This window comes from Streptomyces hawaiiensis (genome assembly GCF_004803895.1).
GTDB classification, from domain to species: Bacteria; Actinomycetota; Actinomycetes; order Streptomycetales; family Streptomycetaceae; genus Streptomyces; species Streptomyces hawaiiensis.
On sequence record NZ_CP021978.1, the window covers coordinates 5,620,828 to 5,638,285 of the forward strand.

The 17,458-nt window shown below is 69.7% G+C and carries 22 protein-coding genes; 12 read left to right on the forward strand and 10 right to left on the reverse strand.

The genetic code is table 11. The features are described from left to right. Positions 1–277 precede the first annotated feature (277 nt). The 3 genes from fomD to CEB94_RS26060 form a co-directional block, all read right to left on the reverse strand. On the reverse strand, positions 278–970 hold the full coding sequence (gene fomD / locus CEB94_RS26050) for a cytidylyl-2-hydroxypropylphosphonate hydrolase (protein ID WP_175434502.1): 693 nt from the start codon (positions 968–970) through the stop codon (positions 278–280). Positions 971–1,052: 82 nt separating this feature from the next. Continuing rightward, positions 1,053–2,456, reverse strand: coding sequence for a class II fumarate hydratase (locus tag CEB94_RS26055; RefSeq protein WP_175434503.1), 1,404 nt, complete (start codon positions 2,454–2,456; stop codon positions 1,053–1,055). A gap of 77 nt (positions 2,457–2,533) precedes the next feature. Beyond that, complete coding sequence (locus tag CEB94_RS26060; RefSeq protein ID WP_175434504.1) at positions 2,534–4,201, reverse strand: fumarate hydratase; 1,668 nt, start codon at positions 4,199–4,201, stop codon at positions 2,534–2,536. A 166-nt stretch (positions 4,202–4,367) separates the two neighbouring features. Here CEB94_RS26060 and CEB94_RS26065 point away from each other — a divergent pair, with 166 nt between their 5' ends. Then, positions 4,368–5,087 carry a DUF1707 SHOCT-like domain-containing protein gene (locus CEB94_RS26065; protein ID WP_175434505.1) on the forward strand — a complete coding sequence of 240 codons (720 nt, stop codon included), beginning with the start codon at positions 4,368–4,370 and terminating at the stop codon, positions 5,085–5,087. 114 nt (positions 5,088–5,201) lie between these two features. Continuing rightward, the gene (locus tag CEB94_RS26070; protein ID WP_175434506.1) at positions 5,202–5,579 is read left to right on the forward strand and encodes a WhiB family transcriptional regulator; all 378 of its coding nucleotides are present in this window, start codon (positions 5,202–5,204) and stop codon (positions 5,577–5,579) included. Between the two features lie 79 nt (positions 5,580–5,658). Here CEB94_RS26070 and glpX read toward each other — a convergent pair whose 3' ends face one another. Then, positions 5,659–6,693, reverse strand: a complete 1,035-nt coding sequence (gene glpX, locus CEB94_RS26075; RefSeq protein WP_175434507.1) for a class II fructose-bisphosphatase — start codon at positions 6,691–6,693, stop codon at positions 5,659–5,661. A gap of 126 nt (positions 6,694–6,819) precedes the next feature. Here glpX and CEB94_RS26080 point away from each other — a divergent pair, with 126 nt between their 5' ends. Next, positions 6,820–7,344, forward strand: coding sequence for a DUF4245 domain-containing protein (locus tag CEB94_RS26080; RefSeq protein ID WP_175434508.1), 525 nt, complete (start codon positions 6,820–6,822; stop codon positions 7,342–7,344). 55 nt (positions 7,345–7,399) lie between these two features. Here the strand turns inward: CEB94_RS26080 and CEB94_RS26085 are convergent, their stop codons facing one another. The 3 genes from CEB94_RS26085 to xseA all read right to left on the reverse strand — a co-directional run bounded on the left by CEB94_RS26085 (position 7,400) and on the right by xseA (position 9,575). Then, positions 7,400–7,990 (reverse strand): malonic semialdehyde reductase, encoded by a 591-nt coding sequence (locus CEB94_RS26085; protein WP_175434509.1) that lies wholly within the window; start codon positions 7,988–7,990, stop codon positions 7,400–7,402. Between the two features lie 121 nt (positions 7,991–8,111). Next, entirely contained in the window at positions 8,112–8,357 is a 246-nt protein-coding gene (locus CEB94_RS26090) for an exodeoxyribonuclease VII small subunit (protein ID WP_175434510.1), read from the reverse strand. 9 nt (positions 8,358–8,366) lie between these two features. Then, positions 8,367–9,575: an exodeoxyribonuclease VII large subunit gene (xseA, locus tag CEB94_RS26095; protein ID WP_175434511.1), complete on the reverse strand. Its 1,209-nt coding sequence runs from the start codon at positions 9,573–9,575 to the stop codon at positions 8,367–8,369. Positions 9,576–10,011: 436 nt separating this feature from the next. On the opposite strand from xseA, the gene CEB94_RS26100 reads away from it, so the two are divergent. Together CEB94_RS26100 and ppgK are read left to right on the forward strand one after the other, a co-directional pair. Next, the gene (locus CEB94_RS26100) at positions 10,012–11,037 is read left to right on the forward strand and encodes a 4-hydroxy-3-methylbut-2-enyl diphosphate reductase (protein ID WP_175434512.1); all 1,026 of its coding nucleotides are present in this window, start codon (positions 10,012–10,014) and stop codon (positions 11,035–11,037) included. A 68-nt stretch (positions 11,038–11,105) separates the two neighbouring features. Further along, positions 11,106–11,852: a polyphosphate--glucose phosphotransferase gene (gene ppgK / locus CEB94_RS26105; RefSeq protein WP_175434513.1), complete on the forward strand. Its 747-nt coding sequence runs from the start codon at positions 11,106–11,108 to the stop codon at positions 11,850–11,852. 21 nt (positions 11,853–11,873) lie between these two features. On the opposite strand, the gene CEB94_RS26110 is transcribed toward ppgK, so the two are convergent. Then, entirely contained in the window at positions 11,874–12,470 is a 597-nt protein-coding gene (locus CEB94_RS26110; protein WP_175434514.1) for a DUF6542 domain-containing protein, read from the reverse strand. A 168-nt stretch (positions 12,471–12,638) separates the two neighbouring features. Here CEB94_RS26110 and ychF point away from each other — a divergent pair, with 168 nt between their 5' ends. From ychF to CEB94_RS26145, 7 genes are all read left to right on the forward strand, one after another. Continuing rightward, positions 12,639–13,727, forward strand: a complete 1,089-nt coding sequence (ychF, locus tag CEB94_RS26115; protein WP_175434515.1) for a redox-regulated ATPase YchF — start codon at positions 12,639–12,641, stop codon at positions 13,725–13,727. 330 nt (positions 13,728–14,057) lie between these two features. Further along, a complete protein-coding gene (locus CEB94_RS26120; RefSeq protein WP_030145782.1) occupies positions 14,058–14,249 on the forward strand; it encodes a hypothetical protein in 192 nt (63 codons plus the stop codon). Continuing rightward, on the forward strand, positions 14,233–14,778 hold the full coding sequence (locus tag CEB94_RS26125; RefSeq protein WP_175434516.1) for a DUF6879 family protein: 546 nt from the start codon (positions 14,233–14,235) through the stop codon (positions 14,776–14,778). The genes CEB94_RS26120 and CEB94_RS26125 overlap by 17 nt, the downstream gene beginning before the upstream one ends. Further along, positions 14,775–15,605, forward strand: coding sequence for a helix-turn-helix domain-containing protein (locus CEB94_RS26130; RefSeq protein ID WP_175434517.1), 831 nt, complete (start codon positions 14,775–14,777; stop codon positions 15,603–15,605). Before CEB94_RS26125 ends, CEB94_RS26130 begins: the two co-directional genes overlap by 4 nt. 93 nt (positions 15,606–15,698) lie before the next feature. Then, on the forward strand, positions 15,699–15,869 hold the full coding sequence (locus CEB94_RS26135) for a hypothetical protein (protein ID WP_234372094.1): 171 nt from the start codon (positions 15,699–15,701) through the stop codon (positions 15,867–15,869). Next, complete coding sequence (locus CEB94_RS26140; protein ID WP_175434518.1) at positions 15,869–16,090, forward strand: DUF7848 domain-containing protein; 222 nt, start codon at positions 15,869–15,871, stop codon at positions 16,088–16,090. The genes CEB94_RS26135 and CEB94_RS26140 overlap by 1 nt, the downstream gene beginning before the upstream one ends. 118 nt (positions 16,091–16,208) lie before the next feature. Further along, the gene (locus CEB94_RS26145; RefSeq protein WP_175434519.1) at positions 16,209–16,499 is read left to right on the forward strand and encodes a hypothetical protein; all 291 of its coding nucleotides are present in this window, start codon (positions 16,209–16,211) and stop codon (positions 16,497–16,499) included. On the opposite strand, the gene CEB94_RS26150 is transcribed toward CEB94_RS26145, so the two are convergent. Continuing rightward, positions 16,492–16,764, reverse strand: a complete 273-nt coding sequence (locus tag CEB94_RS26150; RefSeq protein ID WP_175434520.1) for a hypothetical protein — start codon at positions 16,762–16,764, stop codon at positions 16,492–16,494. The genes CEB94_RS26145 and CEB94_RS26150 overlap by 8 nt on opposite strands. 243 nt (positions 16,765–17,007) lie before the next feature. Next, complete coding sequence (locus CEB94_RS26155) at positions 17,008–17,382, reverse strand: hypothetical protein (RefSeq protein WP_175434521.1); 375 nt, start codon at positions 17,380–17,382, stop codon at positions 17,008–17,010. Positions 17,383–17,458 lie beyond the last annotated feature (76 nt).

Sequence of the window (17,458 nt, forward strand, 5' to 3'; positions counted from 1 at the left end):
CGCAGTTGGTCCCGCCGAAACTCCGATACCCGGAATACGTGCCCCAGGAACGGAATTCCCGCGTGGTCAGAGGTTGTTCCTGTGCCACCGGCCGGCCGTCTGCGGCCCAGGGGGCCTGTGGCGCAGGCCCTGCCGGTGTTGCCCTCGTACCCCTCGCTCACGTCCTGCCGCCCCTCGGTGACGATCGGTCAAGCCCAGCGCGTGCTCCGGTAGTTGCCGCCGCGCGCCCTTGCGGAGGACGATCCTACGTTTCTTGCCCGGGGGCGCATCAAGGGTCTCATGAGGACACTTGCGCAGGCGTACGATCCCAGTCCTCCGGCAGTGACGGTACCGCCCAGGACGGATCCGGGCGCCAGTGCTGCCAGCCTTCCGAGAACGGCGGCCCCCAGGCGCGGATCACCTCGACCGCGTCCCGTCCCGCCGCCCGTACCTTTTCGGCCTGTTGGTCGTCCATCAGCCCGTCTCGCAGGGCCTGGGCGAACTCGTCCTCGTCCCGCCAGTGCCAACTTCGGTCGGGATGGACGGAGATGTCCAGGTAGTGGTCGACGGAGTCGACGCCGCCCGCCCAACGGGCCAGCGGTTCCTCCAGGTTCACGTACCAGTTCTTGAACTGCCAGCCCGGCTCCCAGAACAGCCACACCGACCAGGGTTCGCCGGGCCGGGCCAGCTTCAGCACACCCGTGCCGAACCACCGGTCGCGCTGCACGGTCCGCGGCTTGGTGTAGCGCGACTCCAGCGGTTCCAGGTGCACGGGCGTGCCGTCGGCGAGCACGGGCTTCACACACTCGGTGCCGGGTGCCAGCCACACGGCGAGCAGGTCGGCGTCGTCCTGGACGACGGTGACGGGACGCGCGATGTGCACGTGCCTGCCGCCGTTCTCCCGGTACCGCCACAGGATCCGGCTCCCGGGCGCCCAGAAGCCTGCCGCACCACCCGTTTCCACGCGTCTCATCGCTCCACCGTCTGCCATGAACAGATATTAGGTGCCGTAGGCATACGACGCTGCGGCGCGTGTCACGGTTCACGCGCCGGGCACACGTCGCGTCCCTTCGTCACGGGTGCGTCATCCGCAGGACATCGAGCGCCTCGTCGAGCTGCTCCGCGGTCAGGTCCCCGCGCTCCACGTACCCGCCGTCCAGCACGACCTGACGGATCGTCTTCCGCTCGGCCAGCGCCTTCTTGGCGACCTTCGAGGCCTCCTCGTAGCCGATGTACTTGTTCAGCGGCGTGACGACCGAGGGGGAGGACTCGGCGTACTCCCGCGCCCGCTCGCGGTCGGCGGTGATGCCGTCGACGGTCCGGTCGGCGAGCAGCCGCGTCGCGTTGGCGAGCAGCCGGATCGACTCCAGCACGTTCTTCGCGATGACGGGCAGCATCACGTTGAGCTCGAAGTTCCCGGCGGCGCCCGCGGTCGCGACGGTGGCGTCGTTGCCCACGACCTGCGCGGCGACCATCAGGACGGCCTCCGGGATGACCGGGTTCACCTTGCCCGGCATGATCGAGGAGCCGGGCTGGAGGTCGGGCAGGGCGATCTCGGCGAGGCCGGTGCGCGGCCCGGAGGACATCCACCGCAGATCGTTGGCGATCTTCGTCAGCCCGACCGCGATGGTCCGCAGCTGCCCGCTGGTCTCGACGACGCCGTCCCGGGCGCCCTGCGCCTCGAAATGGTTCCGGGCCTCGGTGAGGGGCAGCCCGGTGGTGCGGGCGACCTCCTCGATCACGGCGGCGGAGAAGCCGGGCGGGGTGTTGATGCCGGTGCCGACGGCCGTGCCGCCGAGGGGCAGTTCCGCGAGCCGGGGCAGGGAGGCCTCCAGCCGCTCGATGCCGTACCGCACCTGGGCGGCGTACCCGCCGAACTCCTGGCCCAGCGTCACGGGCGTGGCGTCCATGAGGTGCGTCCGCCCGGACTTCACGACGTCGGCGAACTCCTCGGCCTTGCGCTCCAGGGAGGCGGCGAGGTGCTCCAGGGCCGGGACGAGGTCGCGCGTCACGGCGGCGGTGGCGGCGATGTGGATGGAGGAGGGGAAGACGTCGTTGGACGACTGGGAGGCGTTGACGTGGTCGTTCGGGTGCACGGCCCGCCCGAGCCGTTCACCGGCCAGGGTGGCGATGACCTCGTTGGTGTTCATGTTGGACGAGGTCCCGGACCCGGTCTGGAACACGTCGACCGGGAAGTGCTCGTCCCACGTCCCCTCGGCGACTTCCCCGGCCGCCTCCTGGATCGCCTGGGCGATGTCCTTGTCCAGGACTCCCAGCTCGGCGTTGACCTTGGCCGCCGCCCCCTTGATCCGGGCCAGCGCCTCGATGTGCGCGCGCTCGATGCGCTGCCCGGAGATCGGGAAGTTCTCCACCGCCCGCTGGGTCTGGGCACGCCACTTGGCGTGGGCGGGCACCCTCACCTCGCCCATGGAGTCGTGCTCGGTGCGGTACTCGGTCCTGTCCTGCTCGTCGGTCATCGACGATCACCTCCACGTGTCACAGCGTCAGCACCGCGACCACTGTTCCCCGTGGAGATGAATCGTCACCGCCGTTGTCAGGCGAGTCCGGGGCCGCGTACCGGAATGGACGTGAACGTCGGGGCCGGCGCCGGGTCCTGGAAGAAGTCGTTGCCCTTGTCGTCGACGACGATGAACGCCGGGAAGTCCTCGACCTCGATCTTCCAGACGGCCTCCATGCCGAGCTCCTCGTACTCGACGATCTCGACCTTCTTGATGCAGTCCTGGGCCAGACGGGCGGCCGGGCCGCCGATGGAGCCGAGGTAGAAGCCGCCGTGGGCGTCGCAGGCGGCCGTGACCTGCTTGCTGCGGTTGCCCTTGGCCAGCATCACCTTGGAGCCGCCCGCCGCCTGGAACTGCTCCACGTAGGAGTCCATCCGGCCGGCCGTGGTCGGGCCGAAGGAGCCCGACGCGTAGCCCTCGGGCGTCTTGGCCGGACCGGCGTAGTACACCGGGTGGTCCTTCAGGTACTGGGGCATCTCCTCGCCCGCGTCCAGCCGCTCCTTGATCTTGGCGTGCGCGATGTCGCGGGCCACGACCAGCGGGCCGGTCAGGGACAGGCGGGTCTTCACCGGGTACTTGGTGAGCTCGGCGAGGATCTCGTCCATCGGCTGGTTCAGGTCGATCCGGACGACGTCGCTCTCGTCGAGGTGCTCGTCCGTCGTCTCCGGCAGGAACCGCGCCGGGTCCGTCTCCAGCTGCTCCAGGAAGACGCCCTCGGCGGTGATCTTCGCGACGGCCTGGCGGTCGGCGGAGCAGGACACCGCGATGGCGACCGGGCAGGACGCCCCGTGCCGCGGCAGACGCACCACCCGCACGTCGTGGCAGAAGTACTTGCCGCCGAACTGCGCCCCGATGCCGATCTTCTGCGTCAGCTCGAAGACCTTCTCCTCCAGCTCCTTGTCCCGGAAGCCGTGCCCGAGCTCGGAGCCCTCGGCCGGGATCTCGTCCAGGTAGTGCGCGGAGGCGTACTTCGCGGTCTTCAGCGCGTACTCGGCGGACGTGCCACCGACCACGATCGCCAGGTGGTACGGCGGGCAGGCCGCGGTGCCCAGCGAACGGATCTTCTCCTCCAGGAACTTCATCATGGAGGACTCGTTCAGGACGGCCTTCGTCTCCTGGTACAGGAACGACTTGTTGGCCGAGCCGCCGCCCTTCGCCATGAAGAGGAACTTGTAGGCGCCGCCGTCGGCCGCGTACAGCTCGATCTGGGCGGGGAGGTTGGAACCGGTGTTCTTCTCCTCCCACATGGTGAGGGGAGCCATCTGCGAGTAGCGCAGGTTCAGGTTCTGGTACGCGTCGTAGATGCCGCGGCTGAGCGCCTCCTCGTCGCGGCCGGCCGTCAGCACGTTCTGCCCGCGCTTGCCCATCACGATCGCCGTGCCCGTGTCCTGGCACATCGGCAGCACACCGGCCGCCGCGATGTTCGCGTTCTTCAGCAGGTCCAGCGCCACGAACTTGTCGTTGCCCGACGCCTCGGGGTCGTCGATGATGCGGCGCAGCTGCGCGAGGTGGGCCGGGCGCAGGTAGTGCTGGATGTCGTGGACGGCCTCCTCGGCGAGCTTGCGCAGCGCCTCCGGCTCCACCTGGAGGAAGGTCCGCCCGTCCGGCCCCTCGACCGTGGAGACACCCTCGGAGGTCACCAGCCGGTAGGGGGTGGTGTCCTCTCCCTGGGGGAGCAGATCGGTGTACGCGAACTCAGGCATCTCAGCCCATTCCTCACTCGGCGGACGGCGGCCCGCCTCCGTTGGCGGGCGTCAACCAGCGTAGAACCTGCCGCCGACGGCGAGCTTGTGAGGTAAGGCTCAGTTGGTCCCCCACGAAAGAATCGTGGGGGTGTCGCGATCTATCGTGTTTCGGTACGCTGCTTCCGTGGACCTTCAGAAGCAGGACCTTCAGAAGCAGGAGCCCGCCGTCTCCGCGCTCCGCGCCTCCGACACCGAGTTCCGCGCCTCCGACGCCGAGCGCGACCGCATCGCCGACATCCTGCATGACGCCCTGGCCGAGGGCCGCCTCACCGCGGACGAGCACGCCGAGCGAGTCGAGGGGGTGCTGCGCGCCAAGACCGTCGGCGAGCTGGAGGTCTTCATACGGGACCTGCCCGCGGCCCATCGCCAGGGCCCCGGCCCCGGCCATGCCCCGGCCCCCTGGCGCCCCACGGCCGGCGCCATCCCGATCGACCCGGACGACAACGTGGTCGCAATCTTCAGCGGCGCCGTCCGCAAAGGCCGCTGGCGCGCCGGCCGCCGCATCCACGCGTACGCGATCTTCGGCAGTGTCGAGATAGACCTCAGCGAGGCCCTCTTCGACCACCAGCAGGTCGTCGTCAAGTCGTTCGCGATCTTCGGCAGCGTCGACATCCGCGTCCCGGAGAACGTGTCGCTGCGCGGCATGGGCGGCGGAGTCCTCGGCAGCTTCGAGGTGGCCACGCTCGACTCGGGCGAACCGGAGGCCCCCATCGTCTACGTCGACGGCTGGGCCGTCATGGGCAGCGTCGAGGCGCGGCCGAAGCGGGGCAAGGCCGTGGCGGACATCCTGGACCGGGTGCAGCGCAAGGTGGACAGAAGTTTGCGCAAACACCTGGGGCATTGACAGTCGCGAATCACTCGAAACCGGCGGTTCGGAACTCAGTGCATAGGCGCGCGTACAGCGGGTAGGCCTTGCTGCATCGTCTCTCGCTCGCGAAGCCGTCGTCAGGAGTAGACCGTGCTGCAACCGCCGCATTCGTCCCTGCAGGTCGCTGCCGTTCCGGCCCCGCGGGTGCCAGCGCGAGACAGGGATCAAGACGCCCCGTGGCACACCGAGGCGGTGTGCCGGCGCGACGAGGCCGGCCTGTTCTTCGCTCCCTCCAAGGAACCCACCGCCGCGCGGCTGTCCCGGGAGGAGGCGGCGAAACGGGTCTGCGCCCGCTGCCCGGTGATGGTCGAGTGTCGCGAACACGCCCTGCTCCAGCCCGAGCCCTACGGCGTCTGGGGCGGCCTCACCGCCGCGGAACGCCGCGTGGTCCTGGCCCGGCGCCGCCGCCGCGACATGGAGCTGAAGAAGGCGGCCCGCCCGGAGAGCCGGATAGCGGCGGCAGGCTGACGGCCGAGCCGTACGAAAAGGGCGTCCCCACCGCACCGGGGACGCCCTTTCGTCGTGCCGGTCTTCTTCTCCTCGGGGGTTACTTCCCCTTGTCGAAGTCGATCGCGCTGTAGGCCCGCAGCTTGCTCAGCCGGTGCTCGGAGGAGATCCGGCGGACCGTGCCCGACCGCGACCGCATGACGATCGAGTCGGTCGTGGCGGTCTCCGCCCGGTAGCGGACGCCCCGCAGCAGCTCCCCGTCGGTGATGCCGGTGGCCACGAAGAACACGTTCTCGCCGGTGACGAGGTCCTCGGTGGTCAGCACCCGGTCGAGATCATGCCCCGCGTCGATCGCCCGCTGCCGCTCCTCGTCGTCCTTGGGCCACAGCTTGCCCTGGATCGTGCCGCCCAGGCACTTCACCGCACAGGCCGAGATGATGCCCTCCGGCGTACCGCCGATGCCGAGCAGCAGATCGACGCCCGTGCCCTCGCGCAGCGCCAGGATCGAGCCGGCCACGTCGCCGTCGGAGATCAGCCTGATGCGCGCCCCGGTCTCCCGGATCTCGTTGATGATGCCCTCGTGCCGCGGGCGGTCCAGGATCACCACCGTCACGTCCTCCGGCGCGGACCGCTTCGCCTTGGCGACCCGGCGGATGTTCACCGAGACCGGGGCGTTGATGTCGACGAAGTCGGCCGCCTCCGGTCCGGTGACGAGCTTGTCCATGTAGAAGACGGCGGACGGGTCGAACATGGACCCGCGCTCGGCGGCGGCGAGCACCGCGATCGCGTTGGTCATGCCCTTCGCGGTCAGCGTGGTGCCGTCGATCGGGTCGACGGCGATGTCGCACTCGGGCCCGGTCCCGTCGCCCACGCGCTCCCCGTTGAACAGCATCGGGGCTTCGTCCTTCTCGCCCTCGCCGATGACGACGACGCCGTTCATCGAGACGGTGGAGACGAGGGTGCGCATGGCGCGTACCGCGGCACCGTCGGCGCCGTTCTTGTCACCCCGCCCGACCCAACGGCCCGCGGCCATCGCCGCCGCCTCGGTGACCCGGACCAGTTCCAGGGCGAGGTTGCGGTCGGGGGCCTCGGAGGGCACATCGAGTTCGGACGGCAAGTGATGATGCTCGGTCATCGGAGCGCACCTTTCTGTACGACGACGGCCGGATGAGGGTTGCGTCGCCCGACTCTATCGCCGAGCCCGCAAAATGAGCAGGGGCCCCCACGGATGAGCGCGGCAGGGACCTGCGACGATAGGGGCGTGGCAGGCACGAACGGCAAGCAGAAGACGGCGCGGGACATGATCCTCTCCCTGGGAGTCATCGTCCTGGTGGCGGGCTTCGTGTACCTCTTCATCCCGCACGACGACAGCGCGCCCGACGTCAAGGCCGTCGACTACCGGGTCGAGCTGCTCACGGCACGCCGCGCCGCCTCCTACCCGGTGGCCGCGCCCCAGGGTCTGCCCGACGCGTGGAAGGCCACCTCCGTCCGCTTCCGGGGCGACCAGTTCGACGCCTGGCACCTCGGCTTCCACGATCCCGAGGGGGAGTACGTGGCGGTCGAGCAGTCCACTCAGCGGCGCCCGGTCTTCCTCGACGAGGCGACGCAGGGCGCGCGGGACACCGGCAGGACCGAGAAGATCGGCGGCGAGACCTGGACCCGATACGAGGGCGGCCGGTACGACGCGCTGGTCCTCGAGGGCACCAAGGGCTCGACGACGGTCGTGACGGGCACCGCGTCGTTCGCCCAGCTGACGAAGATGGCCGAGGCGCTGCGAACGAAGTGAACGCGTATGACAAAGGCCCCCGGCGGATGCCGGGGGCCTTTGTCGTGTCCGTCGGTCAGACGGTCGTGACGACCTGGTCGAACTCCAGGCGCGGGGAGCGGGGGTGCCAGGCGTCCGGGCCGGGGCGGCCGATGTTGACGACCATCAGCGGGGCGTGGTCGTCGTCCAGGAACTCCTTGCGGATGCCCTCCAGGTCCGCGCCCGTCATCGGACCGGCGGCCAGGCCGGCCGCGCGGACGCCGATGATGAAGTAGGCGGCCTGCAGGCCGGCGTTCATCGCGGCGGCGCTCTCACGCACCGGGCGCTCGGTGAAGAAGGCGTCCTTGGCCTGCGGGAAGGCCGGGAACAAGTGCGGCAGCTCCTCGTGGAACTCGTTGTCCGCGGAGAGGATCGCCACCAGCGGGGCGCTCGCCGTCTTGGCCCGGTTGCCTTCGGCCATGTGCGCGACCAGGCGCTCGCGGGCCTCGGGGGAGCGGACCAGGGTGATGCGCAGCGGGGTCTGGTTGAAGGCGGTCGGACCGTACTTGACCAGGTCGTAGATCGCCTGCACCTGCTCGTCGGTCACCGGCTCGTCGGTGAAGGTGTTGGCGGTGCGGGCATCGCGGAACAGGAGGTCCTGGGCGGCGCGGTCAAGAGCGAGGGACATGGATGCGCTTTCTCGTGTCCGGTCCGGAAGATCGGCTGACGTCTTCGACCGTACGCGAATGAAGTTCAACGTTCAACCAAAGGGAGGGTGTCGTGTGCCACTCCGAACCGGACGGTCCGAGTTACTCCGCGTCCTCGGGCCCCGCGGCCTCCTCCGCCAGCGCCGCGTCCAACCGCGCCCGGGCCCCGTCCAGCCAGCGCCGGCACACCTTGGCCAGCTCCTCGCCCCGCTCCCAGAGCGCGAGGGACTCCTCCAGCGTCGTACCGCCCGCCTCCAGGCGCCGGACGACCTCGATCAGCTCGTCCCGCGCCTGCTCGTACCCGAGCGCCTCGCTGGTGCCCGGCGTCTCATCAACCTCGCTGGTCATCCACCCACCCTATGTGTCCACTCGTACGGAGAACTCGCCCTCGGAGACCCGCGCGCGCAGGGCCTCGCCGGGCGTCACCTCGCCGGGGTCGCGGACGGCGTGCCCGTCCGCCTTCTGCAGCACGGCGTACCCGCGCTTCAGGGTCGCGGCGGGGGAGAGGGCCACCACGCGCGCGTGCGTGTGCGTCAGCTCCGACTCGGCGCGGTCGAGCTGGTGCCGCAGGCAGCGCCGGCCCCGGTCGAGCAGGTCCGCCACCTGGTCGGCGCGCACGTCGATCATCCGGTGCGGATCCTCTATGGACGGCCGCGCGAGCGCGTGGGCCAGCCCGCGCTCCTCCCTGTCCACCAGCGCCGCCACGCACCGCCGCGCCCGGTCCCGCAGCAGCCGCACCCGCTCGTACTCCTCGCCGACGTCCGGCACGACCTTCTTGGCGGCGTCGGTCGGGGTGGAGGCGCGCAGGTCGGCGACGTGGTCCAGCAGCGGGTTGTCCGGTTCGTGCCCGATGGCGGACACCACGGGCGTACGGCACTGCGCGACCGTGCGGATCAGCTGCTCGTCGGAGAACGGCAGCAGGTCCTCCACGCTGCCGCCGCCCCGGGCGACGATGATCACGTCCACGTCGTCGATCGCGTCGAGTTCCTTCACGGCCTGCACGACCTGCGGCACGGCGTGCACGCCCTGCACGGCGACGTTGCGCACCTCGAAGCGCACGGCGGGCCAGCGGTGCCGGGCGTTCTCCAGCACGTCCCGCTCGGCGGCCGAGGCCCGTCCGCAGACCAGCCCGATCAGCTGCGGCAGGAACGGCAGCGGCTTCTTCCGCTCCGGCGCGAACAGCCCCTCCCGCGCGAGGGACTTCTTCAGCTGCTCCAGGCGCGCGAGCAGTTCCCCGACCCCGACGGGCCGTATCTCGGCGGCCCGCAGCGACAGCTGCCCCCGGGGGGCGTACCACTCGGGCTTGGCGAGGACGACGACCCGGGCGCCCTCGCTCACCACGTCCGCGACGGCGTCGAACACCTGCCGGTAGCAGGTGACGCTCACCGAGATGTCGTACGACGGGTCCCGCAGCGTCAGGAACACCACACCCGCGCCCGGCCGTCGGGACAACTGCGTGATCTGCCCTTCGACCCACACCGCCCCGAGCCGGTCGATCCAGCCCCCGATGAGCCGCGACACCTCGCCGACGGGCAGCGGGGCTTCCGGAGTCGTGTTCACAGCCATGCCCGCGAGGGTAGTGGCCGTCGCTGACATCGCCGGTCATCCGCCCGCCGCTGCCGCATCGTGCCCGCCCCGCAAGCAACCCCCGCCGCCTCACGGGCGCAGGGCTCTCGGGCACCTGCGGACAGGTGCCGCCGGGGGCCGCGTGGCACCCGGCACTCCACGATCACGGCGAGGCCGCCGCGGCTGACTTGCACCGCCGGCACCGCCAATCCACCGTGGGCCACACCGCGCCCACCACCTGCGCGTTTCCCGACGGCTTCGGACGATCACGGCGAGGGCGTCGCCTTCCCCGGCCGCGCTGCACCGCCAATCCCGCCGTGAGCCACCCCGCGCCCACCACTCCGCTCCCGCCGTACGTCACTCGCGTCACGCCATGTCAGTCTTCCCGGGGACTTCACACACACGCGATCTCTGACCCGCCGAACGCGGCCTTACGATGGGACGCATGTCTGCTTCGCCTGGCCGCCGTGTCCTGCTCGCCGCCCCCCGTGGCTACTGCGCGGGTGTGGACCGCGCCGTGATCGCCGTCGAGAAAGCCCTGGAGCAGTACGGCGCTCCGGTGTACGTCCGGCACGAGATCGTCCACAACAAGTACGTCGTGCAGACCCTGGAGAAGAAGGGCGCGATCTTCGTCGAGCGGACGGAGGAGGTCCCCCCGGGCAACATCGTGATGTTCTCGGCGCACGGGGTCGCCCCCGTCGTCCACGAGGAGGCCGAGCGCGGTCGCCTCGCCACCATCGACGCCACCTGCCCCCTGGTCACCAAGGTCCACAAGGAAGCCGTCCGCTTCGCGGGCGAGGACTACGACATCCTCCTGATCGGCCACGAGGGTCACGAAGAGGTCATCGGCACCTCCGGCGAGGCCCCCGACCACATCCAGCTCGTCGACGGACCGGGCGATGTGGCGAAGGTCGAGGTCCGCGACCCGTCCAAGGTCGTCTGGCTCTCCCAGACCACGCTGTCCGTCGACGAGACCATGGAGACCGTCGACGCCCTGAAGGACAAGTTCCCGCAGCTCATCTCCCCGCCCAGCGACGACATCTGCTACGCCACGCAGAACCGCCAGCTGGCCGTGAAGCAGATGGGCGCCGAGTCGGAACTGGTCATCGTGGTCGGCTCGCGCAACTCCTCCAACTCCAAGCGGCTCGTCGAGGTCGCCAAGATCGCCGGCGCCCGTGAGGCCTACCTCGTGGACTTCGCCGACGAGATCGACGAGGCCTGGCTGGAGGGTGTGACCACGGTCGGCGTCACCTCGGGCGCCTCCGTCCCGGAGGTCCTGGTCGAGCAGGTCCTGGAATGGCTGTCCCAGCGCGGCTTCGAGGACGTCGAGATCGTCAAGGCGGCGGAGGAGTCCATCACGTTCTCCCTGCCCAAGGAGCTGCGCCGCGACCTGCGCGAGGAGGCCGTGGCCCTGGCCGCCGAGCGCGGTGGCGCCGGGACCGGTGAAAATTCCGGGGAGTGATCGAGAACAGGCCGGGCAGCACCGCCGTCCGGCCTGTGACTGTCAGTCGTTCGTCGTAGCGTAGGGCCATGCAGATCTTCGGAGTGGACATCGGCGGATCCGGGATCAAGGGTGCCCCGGTGGACCTGGACAAGGGCGACCTGGCGCAGGAGCGCCACAAGGTCCTCACACCCCACCCGGCCACACCCGACGCGGTGGCCGACGGCGTCAAACAGGTCATCGACCACTTCGGCTGGACGGGCCCGGTCGGGGTCACCTTCCCGGGCGTGGTCACCGGCGGAGCCACGATCCGCACGGCGGCGAACGTCGACGACAGCTGGATCGACACCGACGCCCGCGCGCTGCTCGGCGACCGGCTGGGCGGGCTGCCGGTGACGGTGGTCAACGACGCGGACGCGGCGGGTGTCGCCGAGATGCACTTCGGCGCCGGCCGCGACCGCAGGGGAACGGTGATCCTGCTGACCCTCGGCACGGGCATCGGCAGCGCGCTCTTCGTCGACGGCGTCCTCGTCCCCAACACCGAGCTGGGCCACTTGGAGCTCGACGGGCACGACGCGGAGAAGCGGGCCTCCAGCAAGGCCCGCGAGGACCACGACATGACGTGGGAGCACTGGGCGGTGCACCGCGTGCGCAAGTACCTCGCCCACGTCGAGATGCTGTTCTCGCCGGAGCTGTTCATCATCGGCGGCGGCGTCAGCCGCAAGTCCCACAAGTTCCTGCCCTCCATCGAGGGCATCAAGGCCGAGATCGTCCCGGCGCAGCTGCAGAACAACGCGGGGATCGTGGGCGCCGCGATGCGGGCGGCCGAGCGGTAGGGCCGATTCGTCTGGGGCGTGTCACACCGGCGACCGGGCTCCGGCCGTCCGCCGCCGGTGCACCAGCCGGATCCGCCGCACGATCACGATCAGCCCGGCGATCAGCGTCCCGCCGTACAGCCAGCCGGCCTGCGTGGCGAGCGCCGCCACCATGCCCATCAGGGTGCCGCCGGCCCCTCCCTCGCCGTCGGCCACCGGCAGCAGCCCCACAGCGAACGCGATCGGCACCACGACGGGCGCGGTCATCAGGTCGCCCCCGCGCACCCAGAGGGCGGTCAGCACGCACACCGGCAGGAACAGCACGCCGTACGCCGTCAGAGACGCCCCGAACAGCGCCGAGCAGAGCGCGCCGAGCAGGAACATCACCACCGCGCAGAACAGCCCGCTGCCCAGCCCGGTCAGCCGGGGGTTCGGCAGCCGGCCGGCGACGGGTGCCGGTGTCGGCGCGGGCCGTCGTACCGGCGCCGGGCGGCGCCGCGGCGCGGGCGCTCGCGCCGAACGCACGGCCTCGCCCCCCGCTCCCCGTCCCGCCTGGGACGGCACGGGTTGCCGGGGCGGCCTGGGCCGGTCCCGACGTCGCGGTCCGTACTGGGCAGATCGCGTCCTGTATTGCTCCACCGCACCAACTTAGGTCGTTCAATATGCCGAATAGCCCTTCAGACACGCCGTCGGCCGCGGCTTGGCCAAGCGTTCGATAGGTCGCCGGGGCGGTTCCGGACACGCCGTAGACTGGTGGATCGGCCGGTCCCCTGGCCCCTTGGCCCTCCACTCACGGGAAGTCGCAACGTGTCGCTCACGATCGGAATCGTCGGTCTGCCGAATGTCGGCAAGTCGACCCTGTTCAACGCCCTGACCAAGAACGACGTGCTGGCGGCCAACTACCCGTTCGCCACGATCGAGCCCAACGTCGGCGTCGTCGGCGTGCCCGACCCCCGCCTGACGAAACTGGCGGAGATCTTCTCCTCGCAGCGGGTCCTTCCGGCCACGGTCGACTTCGTCGACATCGCCGGCATCGTGCGCGGCGCCTCCGAGGGCGAGGGCCTGGGCAACAAGTTCCTCGCGAACATCCGCGAGTCCGACGCGATCTGCCAGGTCATCCGTGCCTTCAAGGACGAGAACGTCGTGCACGTGGACGGCAAGGTCTCGCCCAAGGACGACATCGAGACGATCAACACCGAGCTGATCCTCGCGGACCTGCAGACCATCGAGAAGGTCCTGCCGCGCCTCCAGAAGGAGTCGCGCATCAAGAAGGACATCGCGCCGAAGGTCAAGGCCGTCGAGGAGGCCAAGGAGATCCTGGAGAAGGGCGACACGCTCTTCGCGCACGGCCTCGTCCAGGGCAGCGAGCGCGCGGAGCTCCTGCACGACCTGCACCTGCTCACCTCCAAGCCGTTCCTCTACGTCTTCAACGTCGACGAGGACGAGCTGACCGACGAGGACTTCAAGAACGAGCAGCGGGCCCTGGTCGCCCCCGCCGAGGCGATCTTCCTCAACGCCAAGCTGGAGGCGGACCTCGCCGAGCTCGACGAGGACGAGGCGCTGGAACTCCTCCAGTCCGTCGGCCAGGAGGAGCCGGGCCTGGCGACCCTGGCCCACGTCGGCTTCCGCACGCTGGGGCTCCAGACGTACCTGACCGCCGGCCCCAAGGAATCCCGCGCCTGGACCATCAAGAAGGGCGCCACCGCCCCCGAGGCCGCCGGCGTCATCCACACCGACTTCCAGAAGGGCTTCATCAAGGCGGAGGTCATCTCCTTCGACGACCTGGTGGAGACGGGCTCGGTGGCGGAGGCCCGCGCGAAGGGGAAGGCGCGGATGGAGGGCAAGGAGTACGTCATGCAGGACGGGGATGTGGTGGAGTTCCGCTTCAACGTGTAGTGCCTGATTCCTTGATCGGCTAACGTGGCTGGTCAGGGCATGAAGCCCCAGGTCAGGGGCCAGATCATCGGGTCTGGCCCCTTCCTGATTTCTCCTGCGGATTCAGGCTGTTTCCGGGTCGTGTGCTGACTTGGTGCTGACCCCGGCGGCGACTCTCAGAAGCTCTGACCTGGGTCTCCGGAGGGAGAGGGGAGGACAGCCGAGGGATTGACCCGGACGAAGCGACGGCGGACCGGTTTCCCGTTCTGGAAACCCGAACCTCTTGTTGTGCAGGCCGCCGGCTGGGAACGATGAACGGGACACCGGAGCACGGGAACGAGGGGGCACCGTATGAGGCTGACGAAGCTGGCCACCACCTGTGAGAACGGGGACTGTCCCACCCTGTATGCGACCGACAAGGGAACCCTGATCGTGCAGGGAGGCGTGCCGACAGGACACGGCCTCGACGTGCCGGAGGGTGAATCCCTGGTGGAAATCCCGATGGACCTCATCCGGAAGGCAATCCGTGATCAGCGCATCTAACGACCTGGCTGCCCGCTTCTCCACCTTCCAGGAGGAGGCGTTCCGGCTGGAGACCCTCGACGACTACAGCAACTCGGGTAACCCTGCCGCCTTCCGTGCCTTCCTCGCGGGGGAGACCAAGCCCGCCGACTACAACGCAGACTGGCTGGAGACCGTGCGAAAGGCGACGGGGAGCGGCAAGCGCATGGTGCGCGTCCACGTCCTGTCCCGCCCGCTCACGCCGTACCTCCGCTACGAGCTGAGCTGGGGTTACCAGACGAACATGACGGCGGGTGAGGAGTTCCACATCCTCGACACAACCGACCGCCCGAATCCGCTGGAGGGTGTGCCCGATTTCTGGCTCTTCGACGGCCGCGAGCCTGTGGTGCTCAACTACGACGAGAACGGCGCGTTCACCGGGCCGACGTTCGTCCCGGCACCGGGGGCGTTGCCCACGGGCGAGGAGTCCGAGTACGCGACGTATCGAAGCGTCGCCCTGGCCATGTCGGTGCCCTTCACCGAGTGGTGGGGGAAGCACGGAGCAGCGTGAATCAGGCAGAACTCGGCGCCGCGCTGCGGGCGCTGCGGCAGGCGTCCGGCAAGGAGGCCAAGGCCGTCGCCCGCAGCGCAGTCATGTCGACCGCCAAGCTGTCGAAGCTCGAGAACGGCCGTGTCGCCCCGGCGACGGCGGACGTGGAACGCATCCTCACGGCTTTGGACGTGTCCCCGGAGATCAAGGCCGAGTACCTCGCTGTAGCCCGCGCACAGGCCACAGAGGCAACCGCATGGCGCCTCTTTCGGCGCATGGGCTACCACAAGAAGCAGGAGCAGATCAGGGCGTTGGAGTCCTCGATGACGCTCCTGCGCCTCTTCCAGCCGTCCCTGGTTCCCGGTCTGCTCCAGACGCCCGAGTACATCCGGGCAGTGTTGGAGCCGAAGGGCCTCACGGACGAACAGCTCTCCCGTACGGTCTCCGCCCGGATCGAGCGGCAACGCGTCCTGTACGACACCAGCAAAGCCCTGCACTTCGTGGTTACGGAACCCGTCCTGCGCTGGCGTCTCCTTCCGCCCGCGATGATGGCGGGCCAGCTGGACCGCATCGTGTCGGTATCCCGCCTGCCGAACGTGGACGTGCGCGTGGTCCCCCTCGACGCGCCGCAGCGCGACGTGCCCGGTCACTCCTTCGTCATCCGGGACGACCGTGTGGTGACGGTCGAGACGACACACGCCGAGGTGGTCGTCACCGACCCACGGGACGTCTCCCTATACGTCGAGAAGTTCGACCGCTTCGCCTCCGTGTCCGTTGCCGGGGACGCAATGCGCGACCTAGTCGAGGGCATCCGGGACGCGTTCTTGCGCGAACGGGAAACGCCCTAGCTTCGGCCCCCGGACCGGCTGACCATGGCCTTCTCGACGAGATACGGGGAGGCATACGAGATGCACGGAGAACCGTCAACGCTGCCGGAGCCGGTGGCTTCTTCCCTACCGCCGGCACGGCCGGAGCCCGTCCCGGGCTGCCGGGACTGCCTCGGCCTCGCGGTACAACGGGCCAACGCCGGGTCGGTCTGGGACTACTCCAAGGTGTCCGACATGAACGTGACCCTGCGCGCACACCTGCGGGACGCGCACGGGGGCGAGTAATGCCCCGCGCTGTGCTGCGGTACGTCACGCATCGGATCACCCAGCACCCAGACACCGACGTGACGTTCGAGGCCGAGTGCCTCCGCTGCGACTGGTCGGCGACGCCTTCCGAGGACGGGGCGGCCGTGGACATCGAGTGCATGGGGCACACGGGACGCACCGGCCACGAGGGATTCAGGCGGCTGTGCACGTCGTTCGCTCTGGTGGTGCGGGCGGGGTGACGGCGACGCGAGCGTCCCTTGCTTCAGTTGCAGTCAGACGCGCTGGAGGGGACGCCGACGGCCCCCAGCACTGGACACAGACACAAGCCTCCGTATGAGATCGAACAGGACGAAACCCATGGCGAAGCGTTCCGAGCCGAAGAAGACGATGACCAGGAAGGAGTGGATCGAACAACAGCTGGCCAATGCCCCGGAGCCGACGGCCGAAGATGTCTGGTGGGTGCTCAACAGGTTCGGCTTCCCGACGGAACAGGTGGAGGCGGCCTACCAGGCGATGCTCCGGGAGAAGGAGGAACGCGCCGCAAGGCGCACAGCTGGAGCCCTGAGCTTCATCGCGGCTCCAAGGCTCCGCCCCACTCGGCGAGCCGGTCAGCCTGCCCGGCTCACGAGACGGGCTGTGTTCAGCTGAGCGGGGATGCGCAGGCCATGAACGGCCCGGCCGCCCGGCTCCATGATTCTCCCCTGGCGAGAGCTGCCGCGCCTTCCGTGCGCAGTGACGTGACAACGGGGGTCAGGAAGTCCGTACGCCAATGCTGCACGGCCTCCGGCTTCATGCCGATCGCCTCGACCGAGGCCCCCACTCTGGCTTCGAGTACGGCCGCGCCCTGCGCCGCGTCGTCCCCGGTCCACTCGTCCACGTGCTCGGCCACCAGGGCCCACGTCAGCTTGATCATGCGCGGATCGCACGGACGGCGGCGGGCGGCGTGAAGAGCCAGAGGTGAGAGCGGGGGTGGGGGTACGCCCCCCGAAGGGGCCCGTCGTCGGCCGCCGCGTCTTAGCAGCTCGGGTTCTGCCACGGTTCCAGGGGCGACGGGGCAGCTGTGGCGCTCCCTCCGGCGGCGATAGAAGCCGCAGGTCAGCGGCAATCCAACCGTTCTGCAGGGCATCCGTCGGCACTGCACAGGAATGAGAAGCGCTCAGGCCGCGGCTTCGCCGGGGTCCTCGTCCTCGTCCTTCGAGGAGCCGCCCCGCTCGTAACCCGACACGTCGATCTCGCGGCCGTCTGCGAGCCGTCTCTTGTGCGGGGCGACGTTGTGCTTGGTGGGCGGGTTCCGCTGCTCCTTCTCCTCTGCAGAGTCGGCGGCCGACCCGGTGTCCTGGGACTCCTCGGCGACGTTCTGTTCCTCGGCATGCCTAGCGGCCAGGACGGCGACGGTCAGAGCCGCGCTGCCGACCGTGCCGGCCACGGCGAGGATCTTCGGCTTGTGCTTGCTGACCCAGCCCTTCGCCTTGGCGAAAGAGGTGGGCTCGCCGTCCTCGGGGATGGGATCGCTGGGCGTACAGTCAGTCACGCGCACAGATCTACCGGACCCGTCCCTCGCCTGTCAGGCAATCACCCGACATCGCCCGATCAGGTTCCGTGGCGCT

What these genes read in the sequence shown, in the direction of transcription:
- fomD (WP_175434502.1), bottom strand. Translation starts at nt 970, where the DNA reads ATGGCAGACGGTGGAGCGATGAGACGCGTGGAAACGGGTGGTGCGGCA.
- CEB94_RS26055 (WP_175434503.1), bottom strand. Translation starts at nt 2,456, where the DNA reads ATGACCGACGAGCAGGACAGGACCGAGTACCGCACCGAGCACGACTCC.
- CEB94_RS26060 (WP_175434504.1), bottom strand. Translation starts at nt 4,201, where the DNA reads ATGCCTGAGTTCGCGTACACCGATCTGCTCCCCCAGGGAGAGGACACC.
- glpX (WP_175434507.1), bottom strand. Translation starts at nt 6,693, where the DNA reads ATGACCGAGCATCATCACTTGCCGTCCGAACTCGATGTGCCCTCCGAG.
- CEB94_RS26085 (WP_175434509.1), bottom strand. Translation starts at nt 7,990, where the DNA reads ATGTCCCTCGCTCTTGACCGCGCCGCCCAGGACCTCCTGTTCCGCGAT.
- CEB94_RS26090 (WP_175434510.1), bottom strand. Translation starts at nt 8,357, where the DNA reads ATGACCAGCGAGGTTGATGAGACGCCGGGCACCAGCGAGGCGCTCGGG.
- xseA (WP_175434511.1), bottom strand. Translation starts at nt 9,575, where the DNA reads ATGGCTGTGAACACGACTCCGGAAGCCCCGCTGCCCGTCGGCGAGGTG.
- CEB94_RS26100 (WP_175434512.1), top strand. Translation starts at nt 10,012, where the DNA reads ATGGGACGCATGTCTGCTTCGCCTGGCCGCCGTGTCCTGCTCGCCGCC.
- ppgK (WP_175434513.1), top strand. Translation starts at nt 11,106, where the DNA reads ATGCAGATCTTCGGAGTGGACATCGGCGGATCCGGGATCAAGGGTGCC.
- CEB94_RS26120 (WP_030145782.1), top strand. Translation starts at nt 14,058, where the DNA reads ATGAGGCTGACGAAGCTGGCCACCACCTGTGAGAACGGGGACTGTCCC.
- CEB94_RS26140 (WP_175434518.1), top strand. Translation starts at nt 15,869, where the DNA reads ATGCCCCGCGCTGTGCTGCGGTACGTCACGCATCGGATCACCCAGCAC.
- CEB94_RS26145 (WP_175434519.1), top strand. Translation starts at nt 16,209, where the DNA reads ATGGCGAAGCGTTCCGAGCCGAAGAAGACGATGACCAGGAAGGAGTGG.
- CEB94_RS26150 (WP_175434520.1), bottom strand. Translation starts at nt 16,764, where the DNA reads ATGATCAAGCTGACGTGGGCCCTGGTGGCCGAGCACGTGGACGAGTGG.